28 protein-coding genes are annotated in these 25,137 nt (G+C 69.6%); 14 read left to right on the forward strand and 14 right to left on the reverse strand.

Annotated elements, in window-relative coordinates; translation table 11 throughout:
* Positions 1-64: 64 nt before the first annotated feature.
* The gene (locus NGH83_RS09725; protein ID WP_251856061.1) at positions 65-511 is read left to right on the forward strand and encodes a PLD nuclease N-terminal domain-containing protein; all 447 of its coding nucleotides are present in this window, start codon (positions 65-67) and stop codon (positions 509-511) included.
* A 4-nt stretch (positions 512-515) separates the two neighbouring features.
* On the opposite strand, the gene NGH83_RS09730 is transcribed toward NGH83_RS09725, so the two are convergent.
* Complete coding sequence (locus tag NGH83_RS09730) at positions 516-1,670, reverse strand: ROK family transcriptional regulator (RefSeq protein WP_251856062.1); 1,155 nt, start codon at positions 1,668-1,670, stop codon at positions 516-518.
* Positions 1,671-1,843: 173 nt separating this feature from the next.
* Here NGH83_RS09730 and NGH83_RS09735 point away from each other — a divergent pair, with 173 nt between their 5' ends.
* The 7 genes from NGH83_RS09735 to NGH83_RS09765 all read left to right on the forward strand — a co-directional run bounded on the left by NGH83_RS09735 (position 1,844) and on the right by NGH83_RS09765 (position 9,007).
* Complete coding sequence (locus tag NGH83_RS09735) at positions 1,844-2,962, forward strand: substrate-binding domain-containing protein (RefSeq protein WP_251856063.1); 1,119 nt, start codon at positions 1,844-1,846, stop codon at positions 2,960-2,962.
* An 88-nt stretch (positions 2,963-3,050) separates the two neighbouring features.
* Positions 3,051-4,058 carry a phosphotriesterase gene (locus NGH83_RS09740; RefSeq protein WP_251856064.1) on the forward strand — a complete coding sequence of 336 codons (1,008 nt, stop codon included), beginning with the start codon at positions 3,051-3,053 and terminating at the stop codon, positions 4,056-4,058.
* A complete protein-coding gene (locus tag NGH83_RS09745) occupies positions 4,055-4,966 on the forward strand; it encodes an ROK family protein (RefSeq protein ID WP_251856065.1) in 912 nt (303 codons plus the stop codon). Before NGH83_RS09740 ends, NGH83_RS09745 begins: the two co-directional genes overlap by 4 nt.
* Complete coding sequence (locus NGH83_RS09750; RefSeq protein WP_251856066.1) at positions 4,963-5,964, forward strand: ABC transporter permease; 1,002 nt, start codon at positions 4,963-4,965, stop codon at positions 5,962-5,964. The genes NGH83_RS09745 and NGH83_RS09750 overlap by 4 nt, the downstream gene beginning before the upstream one ends.
* Before the next feature lie 9 nt (positions 5,965-5,973).
* Positions 5,974-7,200, forward strand: coding sequence for an alanine racemase (locus NGH83_RS09755; RefSeq protein WP_251856067.1), 1,227 nt, complete (start codon positions 5,974-5,976; stop codon positions 7,198-7,200).
* Positions 7,197-7,946, forward strand: coding sequence for an ATP-binding cassette domain-containing protein (locus NGH83_RS09760; RefSeq protein ID WP_251856068.1), 750 nt, complete (start codon positions 7,197-7,199; stop codon positions 7,944-7,946). Before NGH83_RS09755 ends, NGH83_RS09760 begins: the two co-directional genes overlap by 4 nt.
* Positions 7,943-9,007: an SIS domain-containing protein gene (locus NGH83_RS09765; RefSeq protein ID WP_251856069.1), complete on the forward strand. Its 1,065-nt coding sequence runs from the start codon at positions 7,943-7,945 to the stop codon at positions 9,005-9,007. Before NGH83_RS09760 ends, NGH83_RS09765 begins: the two co-directional genes overlap by 4 nt.
* Here NGH83_RS09765 and NGH83_RS09770 read toward each other — a convergent pair whose 3' ends face one another.
* Genes NGH83_RS09770 through NGH83_RS09785 form a run of 5 tightly spaced genes read right to left on the reverse strand, consistent with a single transcriptional unit; the run spans position 9,008 to position 11,840 of the window.
* Positions 9,008-10,000 carry a hypothetical protein gene (locus NGH83_RS09770; protein WP_251856070.1) on the reverse strand — a complete coding sequence of 331 codons (993 nt, stop codon included), beginning with the start codon at positions 9,998-10,000 and terminating at the stop codon, positions 9,008-9,010. It lies immediately after the preceding gene.
* Positions 9,997-10,350, reverse strand: coding sequence for a GntR family transcriptional regulator (locus NGH83_RS09775; protein WP_251856071.1), 354 nt, complete (start codon positions 10,348-10,350; stop codon positions 9,997-9,999). The genes NGH83_RS09770 and NGH83_RS09775 overlap by 4 nt, the downstream gene beginning before the upstream one ends.
* Before the next feature lie 53 nt (positions 10,351-10,403).
* Positions 10,404-11,111 (reverse strand): SDR family NAD(P)-dependent oxidoreductase, encoded by a 708-nt coding sequence (locus tag NGH83_RS09780; protein WP_251856072.1) that lies wholly within the window; start codon positions 11,109-11,111, stop codon positions 10,404-10,406.
* A 2-nt stretch (positions 11,112-11,113) separates the two neighbouring features.
* On the reverse strand, positions 11,114-11,248 hold the full coding sequence (locus NGH83_RS15280) for a hypothetical protein (RefSeq protein ID WP_256470098.1): 135 nt from the start codon (positions 11,246-11,248) through the stop codon (positions 11,114-11,116).
* Positions 11,249-11,267: 19 nt separating this feature from the next.
* Positions 11,268-11,840, reverse strand: a complete 573-nt coding sequence (locus NGH83_RS09785) for a TetR/AcrR family transcriptional regulator (RefSeq protein WP_251856073.1) — start codon at positions 11,838-11,840, stop codon at positions 11,268-11,270.
* Between the two features lie 79 nt (positions 11,841-11,919).
* Here NGH83_RS09785 and NGH83_RS09790 point away from each other — a divergent pair, with 79 nt between their 5' ends.
* The 4 genes from NGH83_RS09790 to NGH83_RS09805 all read left to right on the forward strand — a co-directional run bounded on the left by NGH83_RS09790 (position 11,920) and on the right by NGH83_RS09805 (position 16,906).
* Positions 11,920-13,266, forward strand: coding sequence for an MFS transporter (locus NGH83_RS09790; protein WP_251856074.1), 1,347 nt, complete (start codon positions 11,920-11,922; stop codon positions 13,264-13,266).
* Between the two features lie 239 nt (positions 13,267-13,505).
* The gene (gene valS, locus NGH83_RS09795) at positions 13,506-16,112 is read left to right on the forward strand and encodes a valine--tRNA ligase (protein ID WP_251856075.1); all 2,607 of its coding nucleotides are present in this window, start codon (positions 13,506-13,508) and stop codon (positions 16,110-16,112) included.
* Positions 16,113-16,176: 64 nt separating this feature from the next.
* On the forward strand, positions 16,177-16,629 hold the full coding sequence (locus NGH83_RS09800) for a GNAT family N-acetyltransferase (protein ID WP_251856076.1): 453 nt from the start codon (positions 16,177-16,179) through the stop codon (positions 16,627-16,629).
* A complete protein-coding gene (locus tag NGH83_RS09805; protein ID WP_251856077.1) occupies positions 16,622-16,906 on the forward strand; it encodes a hypothetical protein in 285 nt (94 codons plus the stop codon). The genes NGH83_RS09800 and NGH83_RS09805 overlap by 8 nt, the downstream gene beginning before the upstream one ends.
* Positions 16,907-16,912: 6 nt before the next feature.
* Here the strand turns inward: NGH83_RS09805 and NGH83_RS09810 are convergent, their stop codons facing one another.
* From NGH83_RS09810 to NGH83_RS09820, 3 genes are all read right to left on the reverse strand, one after another.
* The gene (locus NGH83_RS09810) at positions 16,913-17,494 is read right to left on the reverse strand and encodes an HdeD family acid-resistance protein (protein ID WP_251856078.1); all 582 of its coding nucleotides are present in this window, start codon (positions 17,492-17,494) and stop codon (positions 16,913-16,915) included.
* 117 nt (positions 17,495-17,611) lie between these two features.
* A complete protein-coding gene (locus tag NGH83_RS09815; RefSeq protein WP_251856079.1) occupies positions 17,612-17,866 on the reverse strand; it encodes a hypothetical protein in 255 nt (84 codons plus the stop codon).
* A gap of 342 nt (positions 17,867-18,208) precedes the next feature.
* Positions 18,209-19,015: a methyltransferase domain-containing protein gene (locus NGH83_RS09820; RefSeq protein ID WP_251856080.1), complete on the reverse strand. Its 807-nt coding sequence runs from the start codon at positions 19,013-19,015 to the stop codon at positions 18,209-18,211.
* Between the two features lie 59 nt (positions 19,016-19,074).
* Here NGH83_RS09820 and NGH83_RS09825 point away from each other — a divergent pair, with 59 nt between their 5' ends.
* On the forward strand, positions 19,075-20,613 hold the full coding sequence (locus NGH83_RS09825) for a molybdopterin-dependent oxidoreductase (RefSeq protein ID WP_251856081.1): 1,539 nt from the start codon (positions 19,075-19,077) through the stop codon (positions 20,611-20,613).
* 54 nt (positions 20,614-20,667) lie between these two features.
* Here NGH83_RS09825 and NGH83_RS09830 read toward each other — a convergent pair whose 3' ends face one another.
* The 5 genes from NGH83_RS09830 to NGH83_RS09850 form a co-directional block, all read right to left on the reverse strand.
* The gene (locus NGH83_RS09830; protein WP_251856082.1) at positions 20,668-20,874 is read right to left on the reverse strand and encodes a hypothetical protein; all 207 of its coding nucleotides are present in this window, start codon (positions 20,872-20,874) and stop codon (positions 20,668-20,670) included.
* A gap of 62 nt (positions 20,875-20,936) precedes the next feature.
* Positions 20,937-22,214: an ATP-dependent Clp protease ATP-binding subunit ClpX gene (clpX, locus tag NGH83_RS09835; protein WP_251856083.1), complete on the reverse strand. Its 1,278-nt coding sequence runs from the start codon at positions 22,212-22,214 to the stop codon at positions 20,937-20,939.
* A 111-nt stretch (positions 22,215-22,325) separates the two neighbouring features.
* Positions 22,326-22,715: a RidA family protein gene (locus NGH83_RS09840; protein WP_251856084.1), complete on the reverse strand. Its 390-nt coding sequence runs from the start codon at positions 22,713-22,715 to the stop codon at positions 22,326-22,328.
* Positions 22,716-22,781: 66 nt separating this feature from the next.
* The gene (locus NGH83_RS09845; protein ID WP_251856085.1) at positions 22,782-23,450 is read right to left on the reverse strand and encodes an ATP-dependent Clp protease proteolytic subunit; all 669 of its coding nucleotides are present in this window, start codon (positions 23,448-23,450) and stop codon (positions 22,782-22,784) included.
* A 37-nt stretch (positions 23,451-23,487) separates the two neighbouring features.
* Positions 23,488-24,093: an ATP-dependent Clp protease proteolytic subunit gene (locus NGH83_RS09850; protein WP_251856086.1), complete on the reverse strand. Its 606-nt coding sequence runs from the start codon at positions 24,091-24,093 to the stop codon at positions 23,488-23,490.
* A gap of 185 nt (positions 24,094-24,278) precedes the next feature.
* Here NGH83_RS09850 and NGH83_RS09855 point away from each other — a divergent pair, with 185 nt between their 5' ends.
* Complete coding sequence (locus tag NGH83_RS09855; RefSeq protein ID WP_251856087.1) at positions 24,279-25,103, forward strand: DUF4397 domain-containing protein; 825 nt, start codon at positions 24,279-24,281, stop codon at positions 25,101-25,103.
* Positions 25,104-25,137: the final 34 nt, after the last annotated feature.

The following is a 25,137-nucleotide window of genomic DNA, read 5'->3' on the forward strand; positions in this document are numbered from 1 at the left end:
CCGTTCGCGGCGAGGGAAGCGGGACCATCCCCCGTTCCGCGAACCTTTCGTACAATCGTCGCTTGTGATCGTCCTGTCGTTCCTCCTCCTGGTCCTGGTGATCGGGGCGCTGGTCGATGTCGTGCGCGCACCGCTCGATCAGGTGAAGCGGGGAACGAAGGCCGGCTGGCTGCTCGCCGTGCTGCTTTTGCCGGGTATCGGCGGTGCTCTCTGGTTCGCATTCGGACGCCGGCGCGGCTCATACGACCTCGACGAGTACATTGAAGAGCCCGCGCCGCACGACCCGGCCCGAGCCGCCGAGCGGATCGGCAGCGTCGACGGCCCCACCGAGCGCGTCGACGACGGTCCGCGACTCCCGACGCCGCCCGAGGGTCCGCGCAGCACCGAAGAGCAGCTCGCCGACCTCGAGGCGGAGATCGCCTACTGGGAGGACTGGTCGCAGCGACGCGGCACGGCAGCACTGCCGGCTGGCTCGCAGCCGGGCGACGACCCCTCGCCCGCTCGCGACTGATCGCTCAGGCGATGGCGGGCAGGTCGGCTGGTGGGGATGCGACCGGCAGATCGTCGAGATCGCCCTCGTCGACGCCGAGCTCGCGGTAGAGCGTCCGCACCGCGTCGATCACCGCCCCCATCGCACCGGAGAACTCGCCCAACCGGGCAGGCACCAGACGCGGAGCGATCCGCAGGTTCGCCTCGAGCGCCGACTGGTATCGCTGGAGGTCGCTCGCGAGCGATTCGGCGATACCGCCGCCGAGCACGATGACCTCCGGCTCGCTCGACACCGAGATCGCGGTGAGGACGATCTGCAGGGCGTGGTCGAACTGGGCGCGCAGCGCGAAGAGCGAGGGATCGGTGAAGAGCTCCTCGGGAGCGTCGATGGTGACACCCGATTCGGCGGCGCGACGGATGATGCCGGGCCCGGTGACCATGTGCTCGAGGCGCGCGCCGAACGGACCGATGGGCAGCTGACCGAACTCCCCGACCAGCCCGTGCTTGCCATGGATGATGCGTCCGTCAATGGCGAGAGCGGCGCCGAGGCCGGCGCCGATGGTGACCATCGCGGCCGCCGGGGTTCCGGCCGCCGCACCCATCCTCTGTTCGCCGAGCAGGGCGTAGTTCGCGTCGTTGTCGAGCCTGACCTCGAGGCCGAGGCGCCGCTCGAGCGCCTCGACGAATTCCGCCGACTCGACCTGCACGAGGTTGGGGGCGTTCGACACGGTTCGAGCCTCCGACACCGCGCCAGGAAGGCCGATCGCCACTGCTCCCAGGTCGCGAGGGTCGTCCTCGACCATCGCCCCCACGATGTCGGCCAGCCATTCCCCGAGGCGGGCGGGGTTGAGGCTCGATGGGGTCGGGAGCTCGGCGCGCTGCAACGGCTCGGCCGCGAAGTCCCCGATCACGATGCGGGTGTTCGAGGCTCCGAGATCGATTCCGACGACGAGGCTGCGTTCGGCGACGACATCGAGCTGCACGGCGCGGCGCCCTCGGTTCTCGGAGACGATCTCGGACGCCTCGTGGATGACTCCTTCGACGACGAGGGCATCGACGGTCCTCGAGACCGTTGCCGCGGAGAGGCCGGTGCGCGCCGCGATGGCCTTGCGGCTCGTCGGCCGGTTCCGGAGCAGATCGGCGAGGACCGAACGGCGACTGAAGTCGCGAGCGTCCGTCATCACTGCCTCCTTTGCTCTCTCGACGAACGCAAAGCTAGCGGAAAATGCCGTCGATCGCGCTTCTCGCGGTCCTGAAACACGATGGAAACACTTTGCCCGTTGACTTTGCTTGCGCAGTGAAACCAAACTGTCGACGTCCGCTCCATCGTTCCCCTCATCGAGAAGGTCCTCCCATGCAGCAAACCCCCCGCGCCGTGCGGCGAGGTGCCCGCGCGGCCGCCGCCGCGTCGATCGCACTGGCCCTCGCCCTCACCTCCTGCGCCGCCCAACCCGCCGAGGAGGCCGAGTCCGCCCCGGCCACCGAGCCGAGCCTCGAGTTCGTCGGCCCCAATGGCGAGGTCCCCGGCACGCTCGACGAGCTGACCCTCACCGATGAGGAGACCACGTCGGTGCGGGACGGCGGTTACACGGCCGCATTTGTCTGGCACACCTCGTCCGAGTTCGTCTCCGCCGTCGAGAAGGGTGCGACCGAGCAGTTCGACGATCTCGGCATCGAGGTCGTCGCCAGCACCCAGGCCGACTTCGATGCGGCGACCCAGGCGAACAATCTGCAGAGCGTGCTCGCGCTCGATCCCGACATCATCGTCACCATCGCCGTTGACGCCACCTCGGCGGCCGCAGCGTTCCAGCCCGCGGTCGACGCCGGGAAGACGCTGGTGATCATGACCACCCCGCCCGCCGGGTACGAAGCGGGCGACCAGTTCGTCTCGATCGTCACCGAGTCGCTCACCGAGGCAGGACGAGCCAACGCCGAGATCCTGGGCGACGCGCTCGGCGACGAGGGCCAGGTCGGCTACATGTTCCACGACGCCGACTTCTGGTTCACCAATCAGCGCGACGAAGCGTTCAAGTCGTGGCTCGCCTACGAGTACCCGGACATGGAGATCGTCGCCGAAGAGGGCTTCGCCGACGAGGCCCGCACCGAAGAGGTGGCCGCGGCGATGATCGCCCGCAACCCCAACATCAAGGGCATCTACGTCTCGTGGGCGACGGCAGCGCAGGGCGTGCTCTCGGCGCTGCGCAACGCCGGACGCAGCGATGTGAAGGTGGTCACCAACGACCTCGACGCCACCCTCGCCGCCGACATGGCCGCGGGCGGCAATGTCGTCGGCCTGGTCGGGAACGGCTCGCTGGACATCGGCCGTGGGCTCGCCATCGCCGCCGCGTACGGTGTCCTCGACAAGGAGGCGCCGGCGCTCGTCGCCTCGCCGCCCGTCAAGGTGACCACCGACAACCTCGACGAGGCGTGGCGCGAGGATTACGGAACCGACCTCCCCGCCAGCGTGAAGTAGGGTTCGGGCCGCTCACACCGATCAGCACCACCCCGGGGCGGTCCGGCTCGAACCGGATCGCCCCTCCCCTCTCTCGAACAGGTACCCCGTGGCTCACGTCCAGACCGTCCTCGGTCCCGTGCCCGCCGCCGATCTCGGCCGCGTCATGGCACACGAACACCTCCTCTCCCTCACCCCCGGCCCGTGGCTCCCGGCCGGCGGCGGGCTCGACCCGGTCGCCATCGCGGTGGCCGCCCTCGACGGTCTGACCGACCGGGGCTTCGGCACCATCGTCGACCTCAGCCCCTACGGTGTCGTCGGCCGGGATGCCGACGGATCGAACACCGCTCTGCTCGCGGAGATCTCGCGACGCAGCGGACTGCACGTGGTCTCCGGAACCGCCCTCTATCTCGAGTCGTGGACCCCGGCATGGGCAGCCGGGGCGTCGATCGACGAGCTCGCCGACAGGCTCACCTCCGACCTCGACACCGGCATCGGCGGCTCCGGGGTCCGCGCGGGCATCCTCGGGGAGCAGGCCACCGGGCTCGACACGATGACCGAGCACGAAGAGCGCACGCTCCGTGCCGCGGCTCGGGCGATGCGACGCACCGGCGCCGCCCTCATGACCCACACGACGCACGGCACGCTCGCGCTCCGACAGATCGAGATCCTCGCCGACGAGGGCGTCGCGCTCGACCGCGTGGTGATCGGTCATCTCGACACCCAACTCGACCCCGCGCTCGTGCGCCGCGTCCTCGGAACCGGCGCGAACGTCGCGATCGACACCATCGGCAAGCAGGAGTGGGACTTCTTCCTCGGCCCGCCCTCAGACCGGGGCGACGGCGAGTTCACCAAACGCGCCTTCCACCGCGCGGACTCCGGTCGCGCCGACCTCGTCGCCCGCCTCGTCGCCGACGGCTTCGGCGACCGCGTCGTGCTCGCGCAGGACCTCACCGGTGCGGAGATCTGGATGAACCCGTCGACCCACGGCATGCACGGGTACCGCTACCTCCACGACGTGTTCGCGCCGATGCTCGCGGAACGCGGCGTCACCGCCGACCAGTACGAACAGCTCATCAGGCACACCCCCGCGCGACTGCTCGAGGTCGGGCAGTGACCGCGCCGCTCTTCGCCGGACTCGATCTCGGCGGCACGAAGATCCACGGCGCGATCGCGGGCGGCGACGGCGTGATCCTCGCCGAAGCCCGCATCCTGACGACGGGCGACGTCATCGACCGGGTCGCCGAGCTCGAGGCGCAGCTCGTCGACGCCGTCGGCGCGACCACCGCGTCGATCGTCACCACCGTCATCGGCGGCGCGGGGGTCCCCGCCGAATCGGGCGGCTTCGACCTCAACTCGAATCTCGAGCTGTCCGACGCGAAATCGTTCGGCGTCGACCTCGCCGACCGGCTGGGTCATCGCGTCCTGATCGAGAACGACGTCAACATCGCCGCGATCGGCGAGCTGCACTACGGCATCGGCGCCCGCTACGACGACTTCGTCGTCGTCGCCTCCGGCACCGGGATCGGCATGGGCATCGTCGTCGGGCGCACCCTGGTGCGCGGCGCGCGCGGAGCCGCCGGGGAGATCGGCTTCCTCCCCCTCGGCACCGACCCGTTCGACCGGGCGAATCACCGACGAGGACCCTTCGAAGAGGCGGTCGCGGGCGACGCGCTCCAGGGACGCTTCGTCGCGGTGCACGGGCGTGCGCTCACCCCGGTGGAGATCTTCGACTCCGGAGACGGCGATCCCGCCACCGCGGCGGCGATCGATGAGCACGCCCGATTCCTCGCCCTTGGACTCCTCGCCGTCCGGGCGGTGATCGACCCCGCCGCCGTCGTGCTGATGGGCGGCATGGGGTCCCGCCCCGAGTTGCTCGCTCCTCTGCAGCGGCACCTCACCGACCTCGGCGCCGGCGACCTCCCGGTCGAACCGAGCACCCTCGGCACCCGTGCGCCGGTCCTCGGCGCCCTCCATCTCGCTCGCACCGCAGCGAACGCGCTCCCGGAAGGACTCCCCCGATGACCATCTCCACCGACCCCGACACGAAACGCACCGGCACGAGCCCCGCGGCGTGGGGCGACCGCCTGCGCGGCTTCGACTGGCGCGCCTCGGTCGTCTACATCGGATTCGTGCTCGTCTTCCTGTTCTTCGCCGTCACGCAGGCCCAGTACTTCCTGACGCCCACGAACCTGACGAACGTGGTCATCCAGGCGGCCCCCATCGCGATCATGGCCGTCGGCGCGGTGTTCGTGCTGAGCACCGGAGAGATCGATCTCTCCATCGGCTCGACGGTCGCGCTCGCGGCACTGGGCGCCGGCCTCACCATCCAGACGACCGGGCAGTGGTGGCTCGGCGCCGTCGTCGGGCTCGCCGTCGGCGCCGCGGTCGGCGCGATCAACGGGCTCTTCGTCACCCTCGTGCGCCTTCCGTCGTTCCTCGTCACCCTCGCGATGATGGGGCTCGTCACCGGACTCGCGCGACAGCTGACCGACCTGCAGTCCGTGCCCGTGACCGACCCGACCTTCGTGTGGCTCTTCGGCGGCGGCACGCTCCTCGGCATCCCCACCATCATCTGGTGGACCGCGGTGGTGACGGCACTCGGCTGGCACGTGCTGCGACAGCGACGCCTCGGCGCCCACGTGCTGGCCGTCGGCAACAACACGTCGGCCGCTCGGGTCAGCGGTATCCGCGTCAACCGCGTGCGCATGTGGGTCTTCATCGCCAGTGGCGTGACCGCCGCGATGGCGGCGCTGCTCTACACCGGTCGCCTGCAGGGCGCGCGGTACACCCTCGGTGAGAGCGACCTGATGTCGGTGCTCGCCGCGGTGATCATCGGTGGCACCGCTCTTGCCGGCGGGAAGGGGTCGATCATCGGCGCCCTGATCGGCTCGCTCCTGATGAGCATGATCAACAACGGACTGATCCTCGCCGGCCTCAACGTCTCGCAGCAGATGATCGTGCGAGGCATCATCATCCTCGTCGCCGTGTCCCTGTCGCTGCGCGGCAAGAAGAACAGTTAGGCGGACCCCGTGTTCCTCTCCCTCCTCACCCGCCGCAACCCGGGTCTGCTCCGCGCCGCCGTCGACCTGCACCGCTCGGGTCAACTTCCGCCGAACACCTACGTCCTCGACCTCGACGCGATCCAGCGCAACGCCGCGGCTCTCGCCGCCGAATCCGCGCGGCTCGGTCTCACGCCATATGCCATGACGAAGCAGATCGGTCGGAACCGTGACGCATCCGCCGCGATCGTCGCGGGTGGGATCAGCCACTCGGTGGGTGTCGACCTCGAGTGCACCATCGCCGCCGCCGCCGGCGGACTCGCGGCCGGTCACGTCGGTCACCTCGTCCAGATCCCGCGCTCGTCCGCCGATGTCGCCGCGGCGATACGCCCCCTGCACTGGACGGTGTTCTCCGAGGCCAAGGCCGCCGAGGCCGCCGCTGCCGCCGACCGCGCCGGCTTCGTGCAGGACATCCTGGTGCGCGTCGCCGCTCCCGGCGACCGCTTCTACCGCGGCCACGAGGGCGGTGTCCCCGCCGCGGACATCGTCGCCGTCGCCGACCGCATCGACGCCCTTCCCGGCGCGCGATTCGCGGGGGTGACCAGCTTTCCGGCGACCCTGTTCGATGCCGAGACCGGCACGGCCCGGTCGACGCCAAATCTCGCAACCCTCACCGCGGCGAAGGAGGCGCTCCTCGCGGCCGGGCGCTCCAGCGTCGAGCTGAACGCCCCGGGCACCACCTCGGTCTCGGTGCTCGCGACGCTCGCCGAGGCCGGCGCCACGCAGGTCGAGCCGGGCCACGGTCTCACGGGCACGACCCCCCTGCACGCGGTCGAGGACCTCGTCGAAGATCCGGCCATCGCCTACATCAGCGAGGTGTCGCACCTCTACGACGGAGACGCCTACGTCTTCGGCGGCGGTCTCTACGTCGATCCGGTGCTCGGCGGCACCACCACCGATGCGCTGATCGTCGGCGCCGACGACGATGTCGAGACCGCGACCCGGTTGCGCGTCGACATGCCCGCTGCCGAGGCGATCGACTACTACGCGACCATCCCGACCAAAGGGCAGACCGTCACCGCGGGCGACACCGTCGTCTTCGGCTTCCGACCGCAGGTCTTCGTCACTCGAGGACTCACCGCCGGCATCCGCGGCCTCTCGACCGGACGCCCCGAACTCGCCGGCGTCTGGTCGGCCGACGGCGCCACCCCCCTCACCATCGATGACGCCCTTCGCGGGGCCGGAAGGCAGTCATGACCTCCACAGCAACCTCATCGCCGCTCCGGCTCGAGGGCATCACCAAGCACTTCGGCGGCGTCGTCGCCATCAAGCAGTTCGACCTCGAGGTCAACGCGGGCGAGATCGTCGCCCTGGTGGGCGACAACGGCGCGGGCAAGTCGACGCTCGTCAAGATCATCTCCGGGCTCTACCAGCCGACCGCCGGCAGCATTCAGCTGAACGGTGAGCCGGTGTCGTTCAACGACGCGGCCGATGCGCGGGCGAAAGGGGTCGAGGTCGTCTACCAGGACCTGGCGCTCGTCGATCAGCAGCCCGTCTACATGAACCTCTTCCTCGGGCGTGAGCTGCGCAAGGGCCCGTTGCGCACCCTTGACCGCAAGGAGATGCAGCGCCAGACGCAGGGCCTCGTCGACGACCTCGACGTGCGCATCCCCTCCGCCAAGGCGATGCTCGCCGACCTCTCGGGCGGTCAGCGCCAGGGCATCGCGATCGCCCGTGCCACGCATTGGGCTTCGGGTCTCGTGCTGATGGACGAGCCGACCGCGGCGCTCGGCGTGGCCGAGACCGGCAAGGTCGAAGAGGTCATCCTGAAGCTGAAGCAGCGGGGCGCTGCCGTGCTGATCGTGTCGCACAACCTCGACCAGGTCTTCCGCATCGCCGACCGGGTCACGGTAATGCGCCGCGGCACCCAGGTGGGGACGCGCGAGACCGCCGGCACCGACAAGAACGAGATCATCGCCATGATCACGGGGCTCACCTCATGAGCGGCGCCGACAGCACCACCCCCGGGGCGCTCATCCGGGCGGAGATCGCCGAGCAGCCCGCAGCGTGGCGCAGACTGCTGACTGCGGGCCGCGAGCAGATCATCGCGGCGGCGACGCTGCTGCGCGACACCGACCCCGAGCTGATCGTGTTCGCGGCGCGCGGCACCAGCGATCATGCGGCGATGTACGCGCAGTACCTCGCCCACGTTCGGCTCGGCATCCCTGCGATGCTCGCGACCCCCAGCGCGTTCACCGCCTACGGGGCCCGCCTGAGTTACCCGCGCGCGGTGCTCGTCGCCGTGACGCAGTCGGGCGAGTCACCCGATCTGATCGAGACGGTGAGGGTTGCGAAGTCCGCCGGCGTCCCGGTGATCGCGGTCACCAACGTGGCCGAGAGCATGGTCGCGGGACTCGGCGACGTACCCCTCGACCTGGTGGCGGGGCCCGAGCTCTCGGTCGCGGCGACCAAGACCTACACCGCCGAGCTGCTCGCTCTGCATGCCGTCATCTCGCTCGCCGCGGGCGATCGCTGGGACGACGTCGCCGCCCGCATCGGCGCTGTCGCGGACGCGGCGGAGAAGCTGCTCGCGGGCGAACACCCGGGGTGGAACGCTCTCGCCGACACCGTCGCAAAGACCGATCGCATCCTCGTGGTCGGCCGCGGCTACTCGATGGCGAGCGCTCGAGAAGGCGCCCTCAAGCTGATGGAGACGAACGGCATCGCCGCGTCGGGGTGGAGCGCCGCGGATGCGACGCACGGGCCGCTCGGCCAGGTGCGCCCGGCCACGCTCGTGTTCCTGCTGACGGCGTCGCCCAGCACCCGTGCGGCCGCCGCCGCGTTCGGTGAGAAGGCCTCGGCGCTCGGCGGCACGCTCGTCGAGGTCGGCGGGCCGGCTTCGACGCCGCTGCACCTCGCGCTTCCGACCGACGGCGTGGACGAGACTCTGATCCCGGTGCTGGAGATCATCCCGTTCCAGCTGCTCGCCCTGGATGCCGCGCTCCGCCGCGGTCTCGACCCCGACAATCCGGAAGGGTTGGCCAAAGTCACCAAGACCCGGTGATCACTCTCGACGCTCGGGCGCGGCCCGGCGGCGTGCGAGCAGGGCGCGAACCAGTCCCGCAGCCCGCGGAGCGTCGTCGAGGGTGATGGTGAATGCGCCGCCGGTCTGCTCGAGCCGCAACGCGGAGCCGGCGCGAAGGATCACGCCCGTGCCGTAGGAGCTGTAGCGCAGGCCCCATCCGCCGAAGTCGTTCACGGGCGACACCTCGACCACCGAGGCGTCCTTCACATGATCGAGCGGGATGCGGACCCGCGGAATCCCGATGGCGGGGCGCGCCACCAATCCGCTGTCGTCGATGCGCACCCGCCAGCTGAGGGTGAGGCAGGCGACGGCGAGGATCACGGGGGCGGCGAGGAGCGCGAGGCCCGGGGTGCCGACCGAGAAGGTCACGCCGACGCCCACCACCACGAGCACGGCGGCCGAGATGCCGAGGACCGCGATCAGCGGCCGCGGGGCCGACGCGGTGTCGAGCCAGATGACGCGCACCCCGTCGGCGACGGACAGGTCCTCGGGCTGAGCCGCGACACGGTCGAAGGGCGGAGCGACGGGAGCGAGCGCCCACACGCCGGCGCCGACGAGAACACCGCAGGCGGCGCCGACGAGAAGAGCGATCCCCGGGAACGGGCTCCCCGCGGGATCGGTCGTGTCGAGCTGCGGGGCGAGGCTTCCGGCGAAGCCGATCGCGAGGAAGGTCGGCAACCAGCCGGCGGTGGCGAGGAGGAACCGACCGGTCCCCCGCCTGCCGTCGCCCGGGTTCCATAGGGCGGTGACGACGATCGCGGTGAAGAGTGCGGTGATCAGCACGAGCATGCCCGGATACAGGAGCGGCGTCGCGAAGCCGTCTGCACCCGACGAGGTCCAATGCACGGCGACCTCGTCGGGAAGGCGCGGGAGCCAACTGAGGATCACGGCCGCCCCGCTCAGTGCGAGGGTCAGCGGCAGCACAGCGCCGATCGCGATCAGCTTGTGTCGATACGCACGGGGACCGGTCATCTCGAGTACTCCTCTTTGATCAAGGCGGACAGTGCGGCGGCGCCGATCCCCGCCGCTTTGGCTCGGGCGACGAGCGACGGCACGTCGGCGGCCACATCGCCGAGAACCGCCGCTTGCGCGGTGAGGACCGCGCCGCGACCACGACGCAGGTCGAGCAGGCCCTCGTCGCGGAGCATCTGATACGCCTTCAGCACGGTGTGGAGGTTTAGCTGCAGCGATTCGGCGAGCTCCTTCGCGGCGGGCAGACGCGAGCCCGCTCCGAGCGTTCCGCGGATGACCTCGGCGCGCACGCCGTCCGCGATCTGCTGGAACAGCGGCGTCGCGGAGGCGGGATCGACGGTCAGGAGCACGAACCGATCCTATAGTTCTAGTTCGACTAGAACAAACTAGTTCCCGGTGCGGTCTACGTCTGACCCGCCGACGCATCGATGTCAGTCTCTGCGGCGACGAAACGAGGGTCGCGACGGTAGTCCGCGAGGCGCATGCCGATCGCCGTGGCGACCTGGGAAGGCGCATCGTCGCCCACGAGATGCCGGAGCCCCGTCGGATCCTCGGCGACGATCCGAAGGATGGCGGCGGCCGCATCCGCCGGCGAAGCACCGCCTGCGGTGCCTTCGGCCGGCCACGGCACCTCGGCCGTTCCGAAAAGGCTCTCTCGCAGACCGTCGTAGGCGGGGTTGGGTGCGGCGAAGCGCATGCTGCCGGTGCCCCACTCGGTGTCGAGACCGCCGGGCTCGACGATGAGCACCCGGATTCCCGCGCCCTCGACCTCGGCGGCCATCGCTTCACTGAACGCTTCGAAGCCCCACTTCGCGGCATTGTAGAGCCCGAGAGTCGGCATCGTGCCGACGGCGCCGACCGTCGAGATCTGCACGATGGTTCCCGCCGCACGAGCCCGCATCCCGGGCAGAACCGCTTGACTGAGCCAGAGCGGTCCGGACAAGTCGGTGTCGACGATGGCGCGGGCATCGGACTCCGACACCTCCTCGATCGCGCCGATTAGCCCGTATCCGGCGTTATTGACGAGCACGTCGACTCCGCCGGATTCCGCCTCGACCTGGGCCACGACGTCGAACGCCGCGCGCCGGTCGCGCACATCGAGGGTCAGCACCCTCAGGCGCTCATGCCCCGAAGAGTGCCGCTCCGAACGGTCGCGACGACACGGTGCCCGGCGGCGAGAGCCGCATCGACGAGTGCTCGTCCGAGTCCGCGGCTCGCTCCGGTGATGAGCCATGTCTGGTCTGCCATCCGCCCATGCTGACGGGTTCTAAAGGCGGATGTGGTCGACCAGGCTCCCCCGAGGCCGATCCGTCAGCCACGTTTCGGCGGCGGCGGTGATCTCCGCGGCGAGCCGCCACGCGTCGGCGCGAGCGGTCGCGCCGTCCGGCGAGGCGGGCGCCCACGCCGCACCGAGCAGGTCCACGAGCCGCGCGAGCCGCGGGAACGCCGACGCGCGGAGCTCGTCGACGACGCCCATGGTGCCGGCCTCGACGAAGGGCAGCGGCATCTCGCCGGGACCGAAGGAGGCGGCCACCTCCCGCACCGCCTCACGGATGCCGACAGCGCGATCATCATGATCGGTGTGCTCGACACGCTCTGCGGCGAGCGCCGCGAGTCGTCGTTCGAGCCGGTCGAGAGCGGCGTCGACGTCGAACCACAACAGGTCGCTCTTCGACGCGGCGTACCCCCAGAAGGTCGAGCGGGACACTCCCGCGGTGCGGGCGATCTCATCGATCGGGACGGCCGCGTAGCCCCGCTCGAGGAAGAGCTCGTACGCGGCGTCCTGCAGCGTCGATCGCGACGAGCGCCTCGGGCGCCCCGCCGTGCTTTCTCCAGGCATATACTCGATCCTCGGACGCTATTTCTGTACTGAGTGCAGAAAGTGTCTCGTTTCTCGTCCCTCATCGCAAACCGAGGCCATGACAACCACAGCTGACTCCCCCGCCATCGCTCCGTCGTCCGCCGGGTCCACCCGCCGCGTCGTCTGGGCATCCTTCGTGGGCACCGCCCTCGAATCGTTCGACTTCTACGTCTACGCCTACTTCGCCGCCTTCTTCGTCGGTCCCCTGTTCTTCGAACCGCTCGGCACCTTCGGCGCGACGCTCACCGCGTTCCTCACCATCGGCATCAGCTACGTGGTGCGCCCGCTTGGGGCGATCGTCTTCGGGCACCTGGGCGACCGCATCGGGAGGCGGAAGACCCTGCTCGTCACGATCGCGATCATGGGCGTCGCGACGGGCCTGATCGGCGTCCTGCCGACCTACGCGGTCGCGGGCTGGTTCGGCGCGGTGGTGCTCGTCATCCTCCGTCTCGCCCAGGGCATCTCGCTCGGCGGCGAGTGGGGTGGAGCGATCCTGCTCGCCACCGAGCACTCCGACTCGCGGCGCCGCGCGTTCTGGGCGGCCTTCCCGCAGCTCGGCTCCCCCGTCGGCTCGATCCTCTCCGCCGTCGCGTTCCTCGTGCTCACGTTCGTGATGTCCGCCGAGGAGCTCGCCGCGTGGGGGTGGCGCATCCCCTTCCTCCTCGCGATCCCGCTGCTCCTGGTCTCGCTCTATCTGCGCTGGTCGATCGACGAGACGCCGGTGTTCAAGAACCTCGTCGCCACCGACCGCCGCGACCGCATCCCGTTCCTCGCGATGTTCAAGCGCCAGCCCGTCGTGCTGCTCATCGCCGTCGGCGTCTCGCTGCTCGGCATCGGCTCGTACTCGCTGATGAACACGTACACGGTGAACTACGGCGTCGCAGTGCTCGGCTTCTCATACCAGGATCTGCTCATCGCAACCACGATCGGCGGTCTGCTGCAGCTCATCACCATTCCGACGTTCGGCTGGCTGGCGACGAAGATCGGGTCGGCCCGTGTCGTCGCGATCGGCGCCGCCGGGACGCTGCTGATCGCGTTCCCGATGTACTTCCTGCTGCAGTTCTCGACGTTCGGCATCCTCGTCGCCACGATGATCATCGGCGGAATCCTGCCGACCCTCAGCTGGGCGGCGCTCGGCGGGCTGATGAGCGACCTGTTCGACGACGACTTCCGCTACTCGGCCCTGTCGGTGGCGTACAGCGTCGGCGCCCTGATCTCGGGCTTCGTCCCCGCGGCCACCGGCGTGCTGGCCGAGGCGACGGCGAACGCCTGGTGGCACCCCGGCATCGTGCTCGCCATCATGTCCGCGATCACCCTGGTCGCCTCGATCGCGGCGGCCCGCGTCGTCGCCGCCCGCGGCACGGAACCGGTCACCGCCGTCCGTAGCGACCCGGTCTCCGCCTAACCCCTTCACCCCTGCGAGCTGGGCCCATCGCGCGCTTCAGCGCGAGGGAGGTGTGTTGCTGCGAGCGCGGGTGTTTAGACGCCCGCGCTCGGTGCACTCCCTCCGGGCGAACATGCCCGGTGGGGCCCAACCGCGCTCGCGGGGGTGAGGGGTTCGGGTAGCCTTGATGGGTCGCATTCGCGGCCACATTCAGGCACCCTCACGCGGTGCCGCACATAGCGGATCCGGAGTTTCTTTTCGTGTCGACCCCTGCAGCCATCCCCGACAAGCCGGCCCTCGAAGGACTCGAGTCCAAGTGGGGCGTCCGCTGGGACGAGAGCGGCGTGTACCGCTTCGACCGCACCGACCGGACCCGCTCCGACATCTACTCGATCGACACCCCGCCTCCCACTGCGTCCGGGTCGCTGCACATCGGGCACGTCTTCAGCTACACCCACACCGACGTCATCGCGCGCTACCAGCGCATGACCGGCAAGACCGTCTTCTACCCGATGGGCTGGGACGACAACGGTCTGCCCACCGAGCGCCGGGTGCAGAACTACTACGGGGTCCGCTGCGACCCCACCCTCCCCTACGACGCCGAGTTCGCGCCGCCGTTCGAGGGCGGCGACAACAAGAGCAGCAAAGCCGCCGACCAGATCCCGATCTCGCGCCGCAACTTCATCGAGCTGTGCGAGAAGCTGACCGTCGAAGACGAGAAGCAGTTCGAAGCCGTCTGGCGTTCGCTCGGACTCTCGGTCGACTGGACGCAGACCTACCGCACCATCGGCGACGACGCCCGCGCCGCGTCGCAGAAGGCGTTCCTACGCAACCTCGCCCGTGGGGAGGCGTATCAGGCCGACGCGCCCACCCTGTGGGATGTGACCTTCCGCACCGCGGTCGCCCAGGCCGAGCTCGAAGACCGGGTGCAGCCGGGCCACTATCACCGGGTCGCCTTCGCGAAGACCGACGCCCCCGGCGAGCACGTCGAGATCGAGACGAGCCGCCCCGAGCTGCTGCCCGCCTGCGTCGCCCTCGTCGCGCATCCCGACGACGAGCGCTACAAGCCGCTCTTCGGCAGCACCGTCACCACGCCCGTCTTCGGTGTCGAGGTCCCCGTGCTCGCGCACCACCTCGCGCAGCCCGACAAGGGCACCGGCATCGCCATGATCTGTACCTTCGGCGACGTGACCGACATCGTCTGGTGGCGCGAGCTCGACCTGCCGAACCGTGCGGTCATCGGCTTCGACGGTCGCTTCGTCAGCGAGGCACCCGACGCCATCGACACCGAAGCGGGTCGCGAGGCCTACGCGCAGCTCGCGGGCAAGACGGTGTTCTCGGCGAAGCAGGCCGTCGTCGAGATGCTCCGCGAGTCCGGTGCGCTTCTCGAGGAGCCGAAGGCCGTTCAGCACCCCGTGAAGTTCTTCGAGAAGGGCGACCGGCCCCTCGAGATCGTCTCGACCCGCCAGTGGTACATCACCAATGGCGGACGCGACGAGTCCCTGCGGGACCGTCTCCTCGAGCTCGGCCAGGGCATCGACTTCCTGCCCGACTTCATGCGGGTGCGGTACGAGAACTGGGTGAAGGGGCTCGCGGGCGACTGGCTGATCTCGCGTCAGCGCTTCTTCGGCGTGCCGATCCCCGTCTGGTACCCCCTCGACGGCGACGGCAACCCGGTCTTCGACCAGCCGATCGCCGCCGACGAGGCGTCGCTCCCGGTCGACCCGTCGAGCGACGTGCCCGCCGGCTACACCGAGGATCAGCGGGGCGTCGCGGGCGGCTTCATCGGCGAACTCGACGTCATGGACACCTGGGCGACCTCGTCGCTCACACCGCAGCTCGCCGGCGGGTGGGAGCGCGACGAGGAGCTGTGGAACCTCGTGTTCCCCTACGACCTCCGCCCCCAGGGCCAGGACATCATCCGCACCTGGCTCTTCTCCACCGCGCTGCGCTCGCTGCTCGAGTACGGGGTCAGCCCGTGGTCGCACGCCGCCATCTCGGGGTTCATCGTCGACCCCGACCGCAAGAAGATGTCGAAGTCGAAGGGCAACGTCGTCACTCCGGCGGCGATGCTCGAGCAGCACGGATCCGACGCGGTGCGCTACTGGGCGGCCTCGAGCCGTCTCGGCACCGATGCGGCGTTCGACCCGCAGAACCCGACTCAGATCCGCATCGGTCGGCGCCTCGCGATCAAGATCCTCAACGCCGCGAAGTTCATCCTCGGCTTCGACGCGGCCGACGTGCCGACCGGGCGCGACGCCGTGTCCCACCCGCTCGACTGGAGCATGCTGGCCACCCTCGACCGGGTCGTCGCCACGTCCACGGCCGCGCTCGACGAGTACGACCACGCACGCGCCCTCGAGACCGCCGAGGCGTTCTTCTGGACCTTCTGCGACGACTACCTCGAGCTCGTCAAGGAGCGCGCATACGGCTCGGCCGAGTCGGAGGACGGCGGTCAGGCGTCGGCGGTCGCCGCCCTGCGCGACGCCCTCGCGACCCTGCTGCGGCTCTTCGCCCCGTTCGTCCCGTTCGCCACCGAGGAGGCATGGTCCTGGTTCGGTGAAGGCTCCGTGCACGTCGCCGCGTGGCCGACGGCCGGCGGAGTGCCCGACACCGCGGACACCGGCCTGCTGAGCCTCGCCAGCGAGGCGCTGATCGGCATCCGCCGCGCCAAGACCGACGCGAAGGCATCGCAGAAGACCCGGGTCGCGCAGGCCACCATCGTCGGTCCGCTCGCCTCCGTCGAGAAGCTCCAGCTCGCCGAGGGCGACCTCAAGGCGGTGGGCCGCATCGACGAGCTCAGCTTCGAGGAAGGGACCGAGCTCGCGGTGACACGCATCGAGCTCGCCCCGAACGACGAACTCTGAGTACCGGATTCGGAGCTTTCAGGCCTACATTTCGCACCACAACCACCACGCAGGGGGCAACACAATGAGCGTCACAGTACGACCGGTCGAGCAGGGCGACTTCTTCGCCTGGTACGGGCTCTTCGCGAGCTACGCGGACTTCTACCAGCAGCCGCTCACCGACGACCGCGCGATGCGGGCTTGGGCATGGCTGAACAGCGACGAGTACTCCGTGCGGGGCCTGGTCGCCGTCGACGACGAGTCGGGGGACATCGTCGGCATCGCGCATGTGCGCCCGTTCGAGCGTCCCCTGTCGGGCGGCATCGGCCTCTACCTCGACGACCTCTACGTGCGCGAGGACGAGCGGGGAAAGGGCGTCGGCAAGGCGCTCATCCACGCCGTCACGCAGCAGGCCAGCGAGCGCGGCTACAACGTCGTGCGCTGGGTCACCGCCGAGGACAACGAGACCGCGCGCAAGCTCTACGACGAGCTGGCCGAGAAGACCCAGTGGGTCACCTACGACATCAGCGTTGGCTGACCCTCTCGTGATCCAGCTCGGTACGCGGTGGCCGTTCGGCTCGGAACCGCCGGCACGCCTCGATGGCGACGTCGTCGCGCTGCTGCGCGCGGTCGAGTCGGATCTCGCGGGCGACCGGCCGATCACCGGCATGTGGACCCTGACCTGGCTCGAGGGTCGCCCCGTGGCGACCCTCGAGCAGGACGGGTCCGACGGCGAGGTCGTCGTGACGGTCGACGCTCACGGCGTCCCGGTCACCCGACACTCCGACGACGACCCCGACGATGAGGCCTGGTGACGGCGATCAGGCGGTGACCGTCTCGGCCTTCGACTTGCGCGGAAGGGTGAGCAGGGTCGAAAGGCTGACGACGATCAGCAGGAACGACCCGATCTGGACGAGCAGGGCAAGGCTGGTGAACGGGAGCACGAAGAACGCAACTCCGGCCGCGATGGAGATGATCCCGCTGACCCAGGCGAACCAGCGCGGGTGGACGGCGCCGTTCACGCCGGCGGCGATGTCCATGACACCGTCGATGATCCAGCCGATGCCGATGAAGATCGCCAGCGTACTCCAGGCCTCGAACGGGTCGGCGAGGCAGAGCACGCCGACAGCGAGGAGCAGCACGCCGACGATGGCGCTCAGCCAGCGGAGCGCGGCGTTGAGGCTGTGCGCGATGATCGCCGAGACGATGCGCGAGACGCCGAGCACCAGCAGGAACGCACCGAAGATGATCGAGATGGTGAGTGCGGTGGCCGCGGGGAAGATCGCCCCGATGATGCCGAGGACGAGTCCGATCACGGCGACGGCGATCAGCTGCCCCCGGTAGGCCCGGCGCAGCCAGGTCAGGTCGAGGGTGAACGCGTCGGTGGTGGGGTTCGTGGTCATCGGAGCCTCTCTCAGGTCGCGCTCAGTGCGGCGCGGACTCCAGTGTGGCACCGGTGATGCCGCGAGGAACGGAAGCGGGGCGACGGTTCTCGCGCGCCCCGCTCCCGTCGCACATCATCAGAGGAAGTTCGGCAGCCGCGAGCGGAGGCGTTCGCGGTCGCGCTCGGCGTCGAGCGCCGCCGCGCGGAGCAGCCGCACCTCGTCGGGTGAGCGCCGACGCCGGTCGCGCTGACCCCAGAGGAGCAGAGCGAGACCGACCCTCATGGCGAGCCGGTCGAGCACGCCGAGGCGGTCGCTCGAGGTCTCGACGACGATGGTTCGAGAGCGGATGGAGGAGACGGCGCGGGAACGAGCGCCGAGCGTGGTGTTCACAGGGAGAGTCCTCGTGGACGGCACCGCTGAGATGACGGTGCGAAGAGGTCGCGCGCTGAGCGCGCGGAGACGTGGGTGTTCCCGGACCCGTCAGGGTCGGGACGGCCGCAGAGGGTGCGACGGCGGTGGCGTCGGCTGACGACGCGACGCGGGGCGGACCTTCGGGGTCAGCCCGCGATGACGGAGGCCGGGAACGCTGGGATCGCTTCCATGATGCGGCCTCCTCTCCTGCCTCGAACGGCTCGCCCACAGTAACGCCGCCCGCGCACCGAACTCAACCCCCGCGGACGATTCGGGCAGGGACGATCCGGCTCGGACGACTCGTGCTCGGAAGGATCTGCCTCAGGCGACCCGGGCGACGATCTCGCCGTGCGGGAAGGAGAACCATCCGTCGGGATGCTCCGCCCAGGTCCGCCACGCGTCGGCGATACGCTCGAGGTCGGTGCGGGTGGCGAGCCCCGCCTCGAGCGCCTGCTCGGCGAACGACGATCGCACCGCACGGTCGGCCCAGAGGCCACCCCACCACTGCCGCTCCTCGTCGGAGGCGAAAGCCCAGATCGACGCTGTGCTGGTCACGTCGGTGAGACCCGCCGCACGAGCCCACGCGCCGAGTCGCCGGCCCGCGTCGGGCTCGCCGCCGCCCGCCCGAGCCACCGCGTCGTAGAGCCGGAGCCACTCGCCGAGGCCGTCGATCTCGGGGAACCAGATGGAGCCGCCGTAGTCGACGTCGCGCGCCGCGATCAGCCCGCCGGGCCTCACCACCCGCGCCATCTCGGTCAGCACCGCGACCGGATCGGCCAGGTGCTGCAGGACTTGGTGGGCGTGTGCGATGTCGACGCTGTCGTCGTCGAGAGGCAGCGCGTACGCGTCTCCGACGATGAAGCGGGCGTTGGTGATGCCGCGCTCGGTCGCGAGCGACCGCGCCTGCTCGACGATGACCTCGGCGGCATCCACGCCGACCACATCCCCGGGGGCGACGCGCTCGGCGAAGTCGACAGTGATGGTGCCGGGGCCGCTGCCGACATCAAGGAGCTCGAGCCCCGGCCGCAGGTGCGGGACGAGGTATGCCGCGGAGTTCCCGACGGTGCGCCAGGTGTGCGAGCGCAGCACGCTCTCGTGATGGCCGTGGATGTAGCGCTCGTTCTGCACCTGCCCACGCTAGCGCTCGGCACGGCGGCCGCTCGGGCGGCGGGGATAGCCTGTGCCCTATGAAGCGACCGGCGGGATGGGCGGCTCTCGCCGGGTTCGCGTCGGCGGCCGCGGGTCTCGGTGCGTCGGAGCTGATCGCGGGGATCTTCGCGCCGAGCGCGAGTCCGCTCGTGTCGATCGGCACCTGGCTCATCGATCTCGCCCCGTCGTGGGCGAAGGAGACGATGATCGCCCTGTTCGGCACGGGCGACAAGCCCGCCTTGATCGTCCTGCTCGTCGTCGCCGTGTCGGTGCTCGGGGCACTCGCCGGCATCCTGCAGCGCCGACGCCCGCCGTGGGGCGCTCTGGTGTTCGTGGCACTCGGAGTCGTGTCCCTCGTCGCCGCGCTGACGCGCCCGGAGAGCGGGATGCTCTCCAGCGTGCCGGCGGCGGCGGGGACGGTGCTCGCCGCGATCCTGCTCGACCGCCTCATCCGTCGGGTGCGCGACGGCCTCGACGCCGATCGGACGTCTGCGCGGCCCGAGGCGACCCCGCGATCAGTCGGTGATCGTCGGAACTTTCTTCGACTCAGCGCGGTCGCCGGCACTGCCGGTCTCGTGGCGGTGGCAGGGGGTCAGTGGATCGGCTCGTCCGCGAGACGCGCCCGCGACCTCATCGCGGACGTGCGGCTGCCCGCCGCGACGAAGACCGCCGCGGCGCCGCCGTCCGGCGCGAGCTTCTCGATCGACGGCCTGCCGCCCGTCATCACCCCCAACGACGACTTCTACCGCATCGACACCGCACTGGTCGTACCGGAGATCGATCCGGCCGACTGGTCGCTGCGGATCACCGGCATGGTCGACGAGGAGGTCGAGATCACCTGGAACGAGCTGCTCGCTCTGCCCCTCGAGGAGTCGACGACCACCCTGCTGTGCGTGTCGAACGAGGTCGGCGGTGACCTGATCTCGACAGCGACCTGGCTCGGCTACCCGATACGGCACCTGCTCGAACGGGCGGGCCCCTCCCCCGACGCCGACATGGTGCTCTCGCGCAGCACCGACGGCTTCACGGCCGGCTCGCCCATCGACGCGCTCACCGACGACCGCAACGCCATCGTCGCCGTCGGGATGAATGGCGAGGCGCTCCCCGTCGAGCACGGTTTCCCGGCCCGACTCGTCGTGCCCGGCCTGTACGGCTACGTGTCGGCGACGAAATGGGTGGTCGAACTCGAAGTCACGCGCTACGACCGGGCGAGCGCGTATTGGACCGACCGTGGGTGGGGCGAGCGCGGGCCGGTGAAGCTGTCGAGCCGCATCGACGTCGTGTCCCCTGCCGCCGACGGAACCGTGACGCTCGCGGGGTTCGCGTGGCAGCCCGGAACGGGTATCGAGACGGTCGAGGTGCAGATCGACGACGGCGACTGGCGGGCGGCGGAGCTGGCGGACGAGATCAGCGTCGACACCTGGCGTCAGTGGCGGGCACTCGTCGAGGTCGAGCCGGGCAACCACGTTGCACGGGTGCGCGCCACATCGAAGACCGGCGAGGTGCAGACCGCCAAGGAGCAGGGCGTGCTCCCCGACGGAGCTACCGGACTCGACGCGCGGCGCTTCGCCCTCTGACGACGCCGCCCGCCCGCACCACTCGATGCGAAGGGCCCGAACTGAGCGCCCGGCTCAGACTTCGGCGAGCCGCCGCATCAGGTCGGCGTCGGATTCGAGAATGCGTTCGATGCCCGCGGAGATCTCAGCCTTTCGGGTCTCCCGGCTGACGAGGAGTTCGGCGGCCTGAAGCAGCACTGCGTGCTTCGAGACGTGCCACTCTTCGGCGATCGTCGAGAGCTGAGCGTTGAGGTCTTCGGGCAGCCTCAATGTCATAGCCATTGGGCAAAGCTAACACGACACGCCGAAGCGCCCCACGAGTGGGATGCTTTCTCAGCGACGGATCAGGCGCTCTTCTCGGCCCGCATCGGCTTGCGGGGCACGATGGTCGGCGCCGCGTTCTCGGCGACGGCCTCACGGGTGATGACCACCCGGCCGACCTCGTCGCTCGACGGGACCTCGAACATGATCGGCCCCAGCACCTCTTCGAGGATCGCCCGGAGTCCGCGCGCTCCCGTCTGACGCAGCACGGCGAGATCGGCGATCGCCTCGAGCGCACCGCGGTCGAACTCGAGCTCGACGCCGTCGATCTCGAACATCTTCTGGTACTGGCGCACGAGGGCGTTACGGGGCTCGGTGAGGATCTGCATCAGCGCGTGCTGATCGAGCGGCGTCACGGTCGTGACCACGGGCAGTCGGCCGATGAACTCGGGGATGAGACCGAACTTGTGCAGGTCTTCGGGGAGGACCTCGCTGAAGAGGTTCATCTCGTCGCCCTTGCTGTGCAGAGGGGCGCCGAAGCCGATGCCCTTCTTGCCTGCGCGGTTGGAGATGATGTCCTCGAGTCCCGCGAACGCACCGGCCACGATGAACAGCACGTTCGTGGTGTCGATCTGGATGAACTCCTGATGCGGGTGCTTGCGACCGCCCTGCGGCGGCACCGAGGCGACGGTGCCTTCGAGGATCTTCAGCAGCGCCTGCTGCACGCCCTCGCCCGAGACGTCGCGCGTGATCGACGGGTTCTCGGCCTTACGGGCGATCTTGTCGACCTCGTCGATGTAGATGATGCCGGTCTCGGCGCGCTTCACGTCGTAGTCGGCGGCCTGGATGAGCTTGAGGAGGATGTTCTCGACGTCTTCGCCGACGTAGCCCGCCTCGGTCAGCGCGGTCGCATCGGCGACGGCGAAGGGCACGTTGAGGCGCTTGGCGAGAGTCTGCGCGAGGTAGGTCTTGCCGCACCCGGTCGGACCGATGAGCAGGATGTTGCTCTTGGCGATCTCGACGTCGTCGGCGAGGGCCTCGGCCGGCGTCAGCGTCTGACGCGAGCGGATGCGCTTGTAGTGGTTGTAGACGGCCACCGACAGCGAGCGCTTGGCCTGCTCCTGACCGATGACGTACTCCTCGAGGAAGGAGTAGATCTCTTTCGGCTTCGGCAGGTCGAACTCGCTGCTCGTCTCTTCGCCGGCTTCGGCGAGACGTTCTTCGATGATCTCGTTGCACAGCTCGACGCACTCGTCGCAGATGTACACGCCGGGGCCCGCGATGAGCTGTTGAACCTGCTTCTGGCTCTTCCCGCAGAAAGAGCACTTGAGCAGGTCTGCGCTCTCACCGATTCGCGCCATCCCGTACCCCTCCCGGTGCTCCGTCTTCACGGAGCCGTTGCCGTGGCAAAGAGCCTAACCCGCACTGGCGACATCAGGTGCTAACGAGGCGGATCGGAGCGTCGATCGACGTCATGCGTCGCGGCGGACCGCCATCGCGTCGACGGCGACGAGCACACCCGGCAGGTCGACGCCCATGATGGTGCGCACCGGGAACGGGGTGCCGAAGCGGCGCGCCCACACCTCGTTGCAGCCGGCGAAGTCGCGGTCGAGGTGCTGCACCAGCAGGGTCGTCTTGACCACGTCGGCGAGGCTCAACCCGAACTCGGCGAGCGCGGTCTCGACGTTGTCGAGCGCCTGCTCGGTCTGCGCGACGATGCCCTCGGGGATCGGACCCTCGGCCGTGAACGGCCCGAAGCCCGAGGTGTAGACCGTGTCACCGACCCGGACGACGTGACTGTACGCGCCGCGCGGCGCGGCGAGAGCGGCGGAGTCGACGATGCGGATTTCGTCGGGCGACATTGGTTCCTCCTCGGGGACGAGAAGAAGGGCCGCCGGTCTCCCGACGGCCCTTCCGGCGCCCGCTCGTTACTTGACGAGTGCGGGCAGGTTCTTGCGGCTGGTGAGCACCTGGTCGATGAGGCCGTACTCGAGCGCCTCGCTCGCCGACAGGATCTTGTCGCGGTCGATGTCCTTATTCACCTGCTCGATGCTGCGGTTCGAGTGACGCGACAGCGTCTCCTCGAGCCACTCGCGCATGCGCATGATCTCGCGGGCCTGGATCTCGATGTCGGACGCCTGACCGCGGCCGGCGTCACCGGTGGCGGGCTGGTGGATGAGGATGCGGGCGTTCGGCAGCGCGAGACGCTTGCCGGGGGTTCCCGCGGCCATCAGCACCGCGGCGGCCGACGCGGCCTGGCCGAGCACGACCGTCTGGATGTGCGGACGGATGTACTGCATCGTGTCGTAGATCGCCGTCATCGCGGTGAACGAGCCACCGGGCGAGTTGATGTACATCACGATGTCGCGGTCGGGGTCCTGGCTCTCGAGCACGAGGAGCTGCGCCATGATGTCGTCGGCCGACGCGTCGTCGACCTGGACGCCGAGGAAGATGATGCGGTCCTCGAAGAGCTTGGCGTAGGGGTCCTGACGCTTGTAGCCGTAGGCGGTGCGCTCTTCGAAGCTCGGCAGGATGTAACGCGACGAGGGCGCCTCACCCTGACCGAACGCGGTGCCACCGAAGTCGTAGTTCGTCATTTCGTGTAGTTCTTCCGTTTCTGCTCGGGAGGCCTGATCAGAGCTCGCCCTTGGTGGAGGGCTCGAGCGTTCCGCCGCCGCCGGTGACGTCGCTGGCCGACTCGCGGATGTGGTCGACGAACCCGTACTCGAGGGCTTCCTGCGCGCTGAACCAGCGGTCGCGGTCGCCGTCGGCGTTGATCTGCTCGACGCTCTTGCCGGTCTGCGACGCGGTGATCTCGGCGAGACGCTTCTTCATGTCGAGGATGAGCTGCGCCTGGGTCTGGATGTCGCTCGCGGTGCCGCCGAAGCCGCCGTGCGGCTGGTGCAGCAGCACGCGGGCGTTGGGCGTGATGTAGCGCTTGCCCTTGGTGCCCGCGGTGAGCAGCAGCTGACCCATCGACGCGGCCATGCCGATGCCGACGGTCACGATGTCGTTGGGCACGAACTGCATGGTGTCGTAGATCGCCATGCCGGCCGTGATCGAGCCGCCGGGCGAGTTGATGTAGAGGTAGATGTCCTTCTCGGCATCTTCCGCGGCGAGCAGCAGGAGCTTGGCCGCGATCTCGTTCGCGTTGTCGTCGCGCACCTCGGATCCGAGCCAGATGATGCGGTCGCGGAGAAGGCGGTCGAAGACACTCTGCTGCATGACGGGTTCGGCCATTGGTGTGACTCCTTGTCGTTTACGTCCTCACGAATCTATCGAAGTGAACAGGGGCGGATGTCGCTGTTCGCCGTGGGCGTCAGCCGCGGATGGGACCCGTGGCTCGGGTGCATCCAATCACCGCATCCGTCCGGAAGTGAGGTCGAGAGGCACCCGCCTCGGGGCCTCACGAGAGGAACGAAACGATGAAGAAGACGACCATCGGCATCGTCGCCATAGGTCTCGCATCCGGCGTCGCCGCCGTCGCCGCGGCTCCGGCCGCCGCCATCTCGGACAGCACCGCCGACCTCGCCGTGCTGCACGCCATCCCGGACACCCCGGTCGATGTCTGGGTAGACGAGGAGCTCACGCTCGACGACTTCGCGCCCGGTGATCTCGCAGGCCCCCTCGATCTGCCTGCGGGGAGCTACAGCATCGTCATCACGGCACCGGACGCCACCGACACGACTGCTCCCGTGCTCGGCCCGCTCGATGTGGAGCTCGCGGCCGGCACCAGTTACACCGCCGCGGCGCATCTCGACGAGGCCGGGGAACCGACCGTGACCGTCTTCACCAACGACATCTCGACCACCGCACCGTCCGAGGGGCGGCTCACCGTGCGACACGTCGCGGCCGCACCGGCCGTCGACGTCCTGGCGGGAGGAACCGCCGTCGTGTCGGGTCTCACGAACCCGAACGAGGCGATCCTGAACCTGCCGGCGGGCACGGTGAACGCATCCGTCGCGCTCGCGGGCACGACCGACCCCGTGATCGGCCCGGCCGATGTGACGGTGGCGGAGGGCGCGAACACCATCGTCTACGCGTGGGGCAGCGCCGAGGGCGGCAACCTGGCGCTCGCACTGCAGACCATCGACGGACTCCACGGATCGCCCGACGGGGTGAACACCGGCGAGGCGGGGCTCGCAGCCGAGCAGCCGGTCCCGGTGCTGCCGATCATCGCGGCAGGTGCGGTGCTCGTCGCCGCCGTCGGCCTGGCGTTCGCGCGGCGGCACGCGACCGCGCGCCGCTGACCGTGCACCGTAGCCGACCACTCGTCGCGGCCGC

This window comes from Herbiconiux sp. L3-i23 (assembly GCF_023734115.1).
In the GTDB taxonomy this organism is placed as follows: Bacteria; Actinomycetota; Actinomycetes; order Actinomycetales; family Microbacteriaceae; genus Naasia.

Excerpts from the sequence above, each read along its gene's own strand:
- NGH83_RS09730 (WP_251856062.1), bottom strand. The coding sequence starts at position 1,670 with ATGACGGACGCTCGCGACTTCAGTCGCCGTTCGGTCCTCGCCGATCTG.
- NGH83_RS09735 (WP_251856063.1), top strand. The coding sequence starts at position 1,844 with ATGCAGCAAACCCCCCGCGCCGTGCGGCGAGGTGCCCGCGCGGCCGCC.
- NGH83_RS09750 (WP_251856066.1), top strand. The coding sequence starts at position 4,963 with ATGACCATCTCCACCGACCCCGACACGAAACGCACCGGCACGAGCCCC.
- NGH83_RS09760 (WP_251856068.1), top strand. The coding sequence starts at position 7,197 with ATGACCTCCACAGCAACCTCATCGCCGCTCCGGCTCGAGGGCATCACC.
- NGH83_RS09765 (WP_251856069.1), top strand. The coding sequence starts at position 7,943 with ATGAGCGGCGCCGACAGCACCACCCCCGGGGCGCTCATCCGGGCGGAG.
- NGH83_RS09770 (WP_251856070.1), bottom strand. The coding sequence starts at position 10,000 with ATGACCGGTCCCCGTGCGTATCGACACAAGCTGATCGCGATCGGCGCT.
- NGH83_RS15280 (WP_256470098.1), bottom strand. The coding sequence starts at position 11,248 with ATGGCAGACCAGACATGGCTCATCACCGGAGCGAGCCGCGGACTCGGA.
- NGH83_RS09785 (WP_251856073.1), bottom strand. The coding sequence starts at position 11,840 with ATGCCTGGAGAAAGCACGGCGGGGCGCCCGAGGCGCTCGTCGCGATCG.
- NGH83_RS09790 (WP_251856074.1), top strand. The coding sequence starts at position 11,920 with ATGACAACCACAGCTGACTCCCCCGCCATCGCTCCGTCGTCCGCCGGG.
- NGH83_RS09800 (WP_251856076.1), top strand. The coding sequence starts at position 16,177 with ATGAGCGTCACAGTACGACCGGTCGAGCAGGGCGACTTCTTCGCCTGG.
- NGH83_RS09810 (WP_251856078.1), bottom strand. The coding sequence starts at position 17,494 with ATGACCACGAACCCCACCACCGACGCGTTCACCCTCGACCTGACCTGG.
- NGH83_RS09825 (WP_251856081.1), top strand. The coding sequence starts at position 19,075 with ATGAAGCGACCGGCGGGATGGGCGGCTCTCGCCGGGTTCGCGTCGGCG.
- NGH83_RS09830 (WP_251856082.1), bottom strand. The coding sequence starts at position 20,874 with ATGGCTATGACATTGAGGCTGCCCGAAGACCTCAACGCTCAGCTCTCG.
- clpX (WP_251856083.1), bottom strand. The coding sequence starts at position 22,214 with ATGGCGCGAATCGGTGAGAGCGCAGACCTGCTCAAGTGCTCTTTCTGC.
- NGH83_RS09840 (WP_251856084.1), bottom strand. The coding sequence starts at position 22,715 with ATGTCGCCCGACGAAATCCGCATCGTCGACTCCGCCGCTCTCGCCGCG.
- NGH83_RS09845 (WP_251856085.1), bottom strand. The coding sequence starts at position 23,450 with ATGACGAACTACGACTTCGGTGGCACCGCGTTCGGTCAGGGTGAGGCG.
- NGH83_RS09850 (WP_251856086.1), bottom strand. The coding sequence starts at position 24,093 with ATGGCCGAACCCGTCATGCAGCAGAGTGTCTTCGACCGCCTTCTCCGC.
- NGH83_RS09855 (WP_251856087.1), top strand. The coding sequence starts at position 24,279 with ATGAAGAAGACGACCATCGGCATCGTCGCCATAGGTCTCGCATCCGGC.